The sequence below is a fragment of the Fibrobacter sp. UBA4309 genome (genome assembly GCF_002395745.1).
Lineage (GTDB): Bacteria > Fibrobacterota > Fibrobacteria > Fibrobacterales > Fibrobacteraceae > Fibrobacter.
Genome location: NZ_DGUN01000008.1, coordinates 13154 through 17782, shown reverse-complemented (window position 1 = coordinate 17782; position 4629 = coordinate 13154). Strand labels below are relative to the sequence as shown.

6 protein-coding genes are annotated in these 4629 nt (G+C 56.1%); 4 read left to right on the top strand and 2 right to left on the bottom strand.

Annotated elements, in window-relative coordinates; genetic code table 11:
- The 4 genes from thyA to B3M32_RS00850 all read left to right on the top strand — a co-directional run.
- Positions 1-569, top strand: a 569-nt coding sequence (gene thyA / locus B3M32_RS00865; protein ID WP_290742476.1) for a thymidylate synthase, incomplete at its 5' end; no start/stop codon positions are given.
- Between the two features lie 142 nt (positions 570-711).
- On the top strand, positions 712-1200 hold the full coding sequence (locus tag B3M32_RS00860; RefSeq protein ID WP_290742473.1) for a dihydrofolate reductase: 489 nt from the start codon (positions 712-714) through the stop codon (positions 1198-1200).
- A 251-nt stretch (positions 1201-1451) separates the two neighbouring features.
- Entirely contained in the window at positions 1452-2744 is a 1293-nt protein-coding gene (locus B3M32_RS00855; RefSeq protein WP_290742470.1) for an MgtC/SapB family protein, read from the top strand.
- A gap of 66 nt (positions 2745-2810) precedes the next feature.
- A complete protein-coding gene (locus tag B3M32_RS00850) occupies positions 2811-3608 on the top strand; it encodes a hydroxymethylpyrimidine/phosphomethylpyrimidine kinase (RefSeq protein WP_290742467.1) in 798 nt (265 codons plus the stop codon).
- On the opposite strand, the gene B3M32_RS00845 is transcribed toward B3M32_RS00850, so the two are convergent.
- Positions 3556-4482 (bottom strand): S26 family signal peptidase, encoded by a 927-nt coding sequence (locus B3M32_RS00845; RefSeq protein ID WP_290742464.1) that lies wholly within the window; start codon positions 4480-4482, stop codon positions 3556-3558. The two genes, B3M32_RS00850 and B3M32_RS00845, sit on opposite strands and share 53 nt — an antisense overlap.
- Positions 4483-4497: 15 nt before the next feature.
- Positions 4498-4629 (bottom strand): hypothetical protein (locus B3M32_RS00840; protein ID WP_290742479.1); only part of this gene is annotated, 132 nt, incomplete at its 5' end.

Here is a 4629-nt window from a genome sequence, read left to right as displayed (position 1 = left end):
AATGGGCCGACGAGAACGGCGACCTTGGCCCGGTGTACGGCCACCAGTGGCGCAGCTGGCCGACTCCGGATGGCGGGCACATCGACCAGATTCAGAACCTCATCAACAGCCTCAAGAATAATCCCGATTCACGCCGCCACCTGGTGTGCGCCTGGAACGTGGCCGAGGTCGACAAGATGGCCTTGCCGCCTTGCCACTGCCTGTTCCAGTTCTACGTGGGCGGGGTAGGAGCCTCTGGCAAGCGCAAGCTCAGCTGCCAGCTCTACCAGCGCAGCGCCGACATGTTCCTCGGCGTACCTTTCAACATCGCGTCGTATTCGCTCCTGACGCTGATGCTGGCGCAGGTGTGCGATTACGAGCCGGGCGAGTTCGTGCATACCTTCGGTGACTTGCACCTGTACAGCAACCACTTTGACCAGGCCCGCGAACAGCTTTCCCGCGAACCGCGCAAGCTGCCGACCATGAAGGTGAACCCTGACGTGAAGGATCTTTTCGATTTCAAGTTCGAGGATTTCGAGCTCGTGGATTACGACCCGTGGCCGACGATCAAGGCGCCGATTGCGGTCTAATTGATAATTGATGATTGATGATGGATGATTGATAATTCGGATTTCGGAATTAGGAATTATTTAATTAGGCGGCTATGCCGCGATCATTTCAATTCCGAATTCATAATTCCTAATTCATAATTAACCTGCGCCGGAGGCGCCTGTGCTTATTTCTGCAATTGTCGCAATTTCTAGGAACAACGTCATCGGACGTGATGGCCACCTGCCGTGGCACCTGTCTGCCGACCTCAAGCGTTTCAAGGCCATCACGACCGGGCATTCCATAGTGCTTGGCCGAAAGAACTACGACGACATCGGACGCCCGCTGCCGAACCGCACGAACTACGTGCTCACGCGGAATACGGCGTTCGAGGCGCCGGGCTGCACCGTGTGCGGCAGCCTCGAACAGGCCTTGGACAAGGCCCGCGCCGCCGGCGAGACGGAATGCTTCATCATAGGCGGCGCCGCCGTATACCGCGACGCGATGCCGCTCGTGAAAAAGTTGTACGTGACGCGCGTGCTTGCCGACGTAGAAGGCGACGTGTTCTTCCCGGAATGGGGCGAGGGCTGGCGCAAGGTGAGCGAGGAACGTTTCGAAGCCGACGAGAAGAACGACTTCCCGACAACGTACGAAGTCTGGGAGAGAGATTAATTGATGATTGATGATTGATGATTGATAATTGATGATTGATGGATCCTCGGCGGGTTGGACTAGCGAAGGTATAAAAGTGATGGCTCCTCCTTCGGAGGATGACAGGCCAAGGATGACTCCCACCCGCAACAATTTCACTAACCACTGTTTACGGCCTGACGGCCTAACCACTCTACAAATCCTACAACTTGGAATACCTTTTGCTTTCCCCGCATTTTGTCGGGGACTTCTTTTTAGTATAGATTAAAAATATGTTGGATATCAATCTTTTCTACCGCTTGGCGGCCGCGATAGGCATTGGCCTCATCATTGGCCTGCAGCGCGAGCATACGTATTCGGACCAGTCGGACAGGCATCCGGCCGGTGTCCGCTCGTTTACGCTCGTGGGTCTCGCGGGTGCCGTGACGTCGATGCTTTCGGGCCTTATGGGTGGCCCCGCTCCCTTCGTGACGGGTTTCGTGGTGATAGGCCTGCTGCTAGTCGCTTCGCATATATCCTTCGCTATTGCCCACAGGCCGCAAGACGGCCAGCCCGCTGTCGGTAGCGACGGCATCACGACGAGTCTCGCTGTACTCGTGGTGTACCTGCTCGGGGCGCTCTCGTGGTACGGCCGCCTGCTCGAAGCGTGCGTGGGCATGGTCGTGCTGCTCCTGCTGCTCAATGCCAAGAAACCTCTCCACGATTTTGCGAACAAGATTTCTACCGAAGACATCATTGCCACGGTAAAGTTCGCCGTGATATCGCTGATGGTGCTGCCCTTCTTGCCGAACCGCGCCTTCGGCCCTCCTGGAATCGAGGTGCTTAACCCGCATACCATCTGGCTTTTCGTGGTGTTCATCAGCGGCATAGGCTTTGTAAGCTACGTGCTCATCAAGATTATCGGCCCGGGCAAGGGAATATGGCTCACGGGACTCTTTGGCGGCCTCGCGAGCAGTACGGCGCTCACGCTCAACATGGCGGCCCGCAGCAAGGAAAACGAAAGCTACGCCAATGATTTTACCATGAGCATCGTGCTCAGCTGGGCGGTGATGTTCGCGCGCCTTTACCTTATCTGCATTTTCCTGGAACCGAAGCTTGCCTCGGTGCTTGCCGTGCCGCTGCTGGTCCCTGTAATCCCGACGTTGGGCTATGCGCTGATTCTCAAGATCAGGGCGGGGCGCGACCATACCGAGAAAAGCTCCAATTTCAGCAATCCGTTCCGGCTGTTGCCCGCCATCAAGTTCGGCCTCGTTTTTACCGCGGTCATGTTCATCGCGAACGCCGTGCGCGTGTACCTCGGTTCCGGGGCGCTTCTGGCGTGCAGTTTCCTGGGCGGTGCCGCCGAGATGGACGCCGTGGCTTTTTCGCTTATCGACATGAGCGTCAAGGCGACTCTCGAGAACCGCGAACTCGTGCTTTCGCTGCTGCTCGCGAGCATCGCGAATACGGTCACCAAGGGCGCGCTCGTGTTCATTTTGGGCTCCAGCGCCATGCGCAGGCCGATTATCCCGGCGGTATTGCTGATTTGCGCCGTCGCGGGCGGGCTCCTGGTCTTTTATCTGTAACGCTTATCTAAAATTTTGCAAAAAAAATGCCCTTTCGGGCATGCATTTATATATTTTAAGCTAAATGTGTTTCTGGATTTAGAGGATGTGGATTCTATGAACGGGGAACTGAATCTAGCTCTTACTATTGCCGGTTTCGACGGCAGTGCCGGTGCGGGAATATTGGCCGACGTCAAGACCATGGCGCATTTCGGCGTATATGCGCAGTCTGTCTGCACGTCCCTGACGATACAGAACGAAGACGAGTTCGATTCTCCCGGCTGGGTCATCTGGGAACGCATCGCGGCCCAGCTCGAAATCCTTTTCAAGAAACATACCTTCAAGTACGTGAAAATAGGCCTTGTCGAAAAGGCCAAGATTCTCAAGCGTATCGTGGAATACGTGCGCGAGAAATCCCCGGACGCCTATATCATCTGGGATCCCATCGCCAAGGCGAGTGCGGGCTTCCACTTTATGCGGGATGCCGAACAGGACGACTTTTTGCCGGTGATGAAGCAGATCGACCTCGTGACTCCGAACCAGGAGGAATTCACCTACCTCGGTCTCGGCCTGGCCGCCTCGCGCGACGAGATTGAACTCGGCAAGGATTTCGCGGTACTGCTGAAGGGCGGGCACAATTCCGGCCCCGAATCGGTCGATACGCTCTGGTGCAATGACGGCAGGCAGTATAAGTTCAGCTCCCCGCGTATTCCCGGTGAAGGCAAGCACGGCACGGGCTGCAATCTGAGCAGCGCCATTCTCGCGAATATCGCGCTTGGCAAGTCCCTTCCCGAGGCCTGCCAGATAGCCAAGAACTACATGGACGAATTTATCAAGAGCGGTTCTGGCCGTCTTGGTTTTGTTTTTTCTTCTTCGGGACGATAAATTTGCCCACATGGCGCATGACGGATGCCTTGACCTTGTCGGGCAGGGGCATGTAGCGGCCTAGCAGGCGGCTTTTGGTAAAGAAACCGGTCTCGCGTGAATCGACGCAGTGGCCGCCGCGTTCGCAGGCGAGAAAGTAGCAGTCCTCCTGTACGGCAATCTTTTCGATACGGCTGGAGTCGCTGTCGAAAAGCTCGCGCTTGATTTTGATGGGCGCGTTGCCGGGTTCGCTCTGCCTTATCTGCAGCTCGATGAGGATACGGTCCTGCCACGGGAGCAGGTCGATTTCTTGCAGGCTCACCTGGCGGTTGCCGAGCTTGGTGGAACCGATATGTTCCACGTTGATTTCGCGGTCGCCCTGCCAAAGCGTGGTCTTGATGCTGAACGGGATTCCCTGTTCGTGCATTATCGAAATGGCGTAGTCCTGCTCTACGTCGTTCAGTTTGTCCCAATAGAGCGTGTCTCCCGCCTTGGGGACATATATGTCGCGGCTTTCGATGAAGGCGATTTCGCCCTTCCAGCGGAACTTGAGCTTGCCGGAGACGACCCTTCCTTTGTCAGAAACCTTGAGCGTGTCGCCCGGCATGGCGATAATCTTGCGCACGAGCGTTTCTTGGTTGCGGAGTTCCGCCCATACGGTTTCGTTCTTGCGGACATTGTCGATGCACTGTGGCAGCTTGCAAATCCAGATGGTGGAATTTTCCTTGTGGCGCGGCGCCATGGAGGCGTTCACCATGCGGATGGGTTCCACGACGTAGTAGCGTACCGAGAGGGCTAACGCAAAGGCCATCACGAGTAGCACGACAAGGAAGAACACGTGCGATTTCGAGTTCTTCCTTTGCAGTATCTTTACCGTGTGCTTGAGGCTTGCCATCTGGAATTCCTGGAACTAGTCGCCGCTGTTGTTGGAATCGTCGCTGAGCGAAAGCACGGCGAGGAACGCCTTCTGCGGCACTTCCACCGAGCCGATGCTCTTCATTCTCTTCTTGCCTTCTTTCTGCTTTTCGAGGAGCTTGCGCTT

Coding starts and splice junctions, on each gene's coding strand:
- B3M32_RS00855 (WP_290742470.1), top strand. CDS start 1,452: ATGTTGGATATCAATCTTTTCTACCGCTTGGCGGCCGCGATAGGCATT.
- B3M32_RS00845 (WP_290742464.1), bottom strand. CDS start 4,482: ATGGCAAGCCTCAAGCACACGGTAAAGATACTGCAAAGGAAGAACTCG.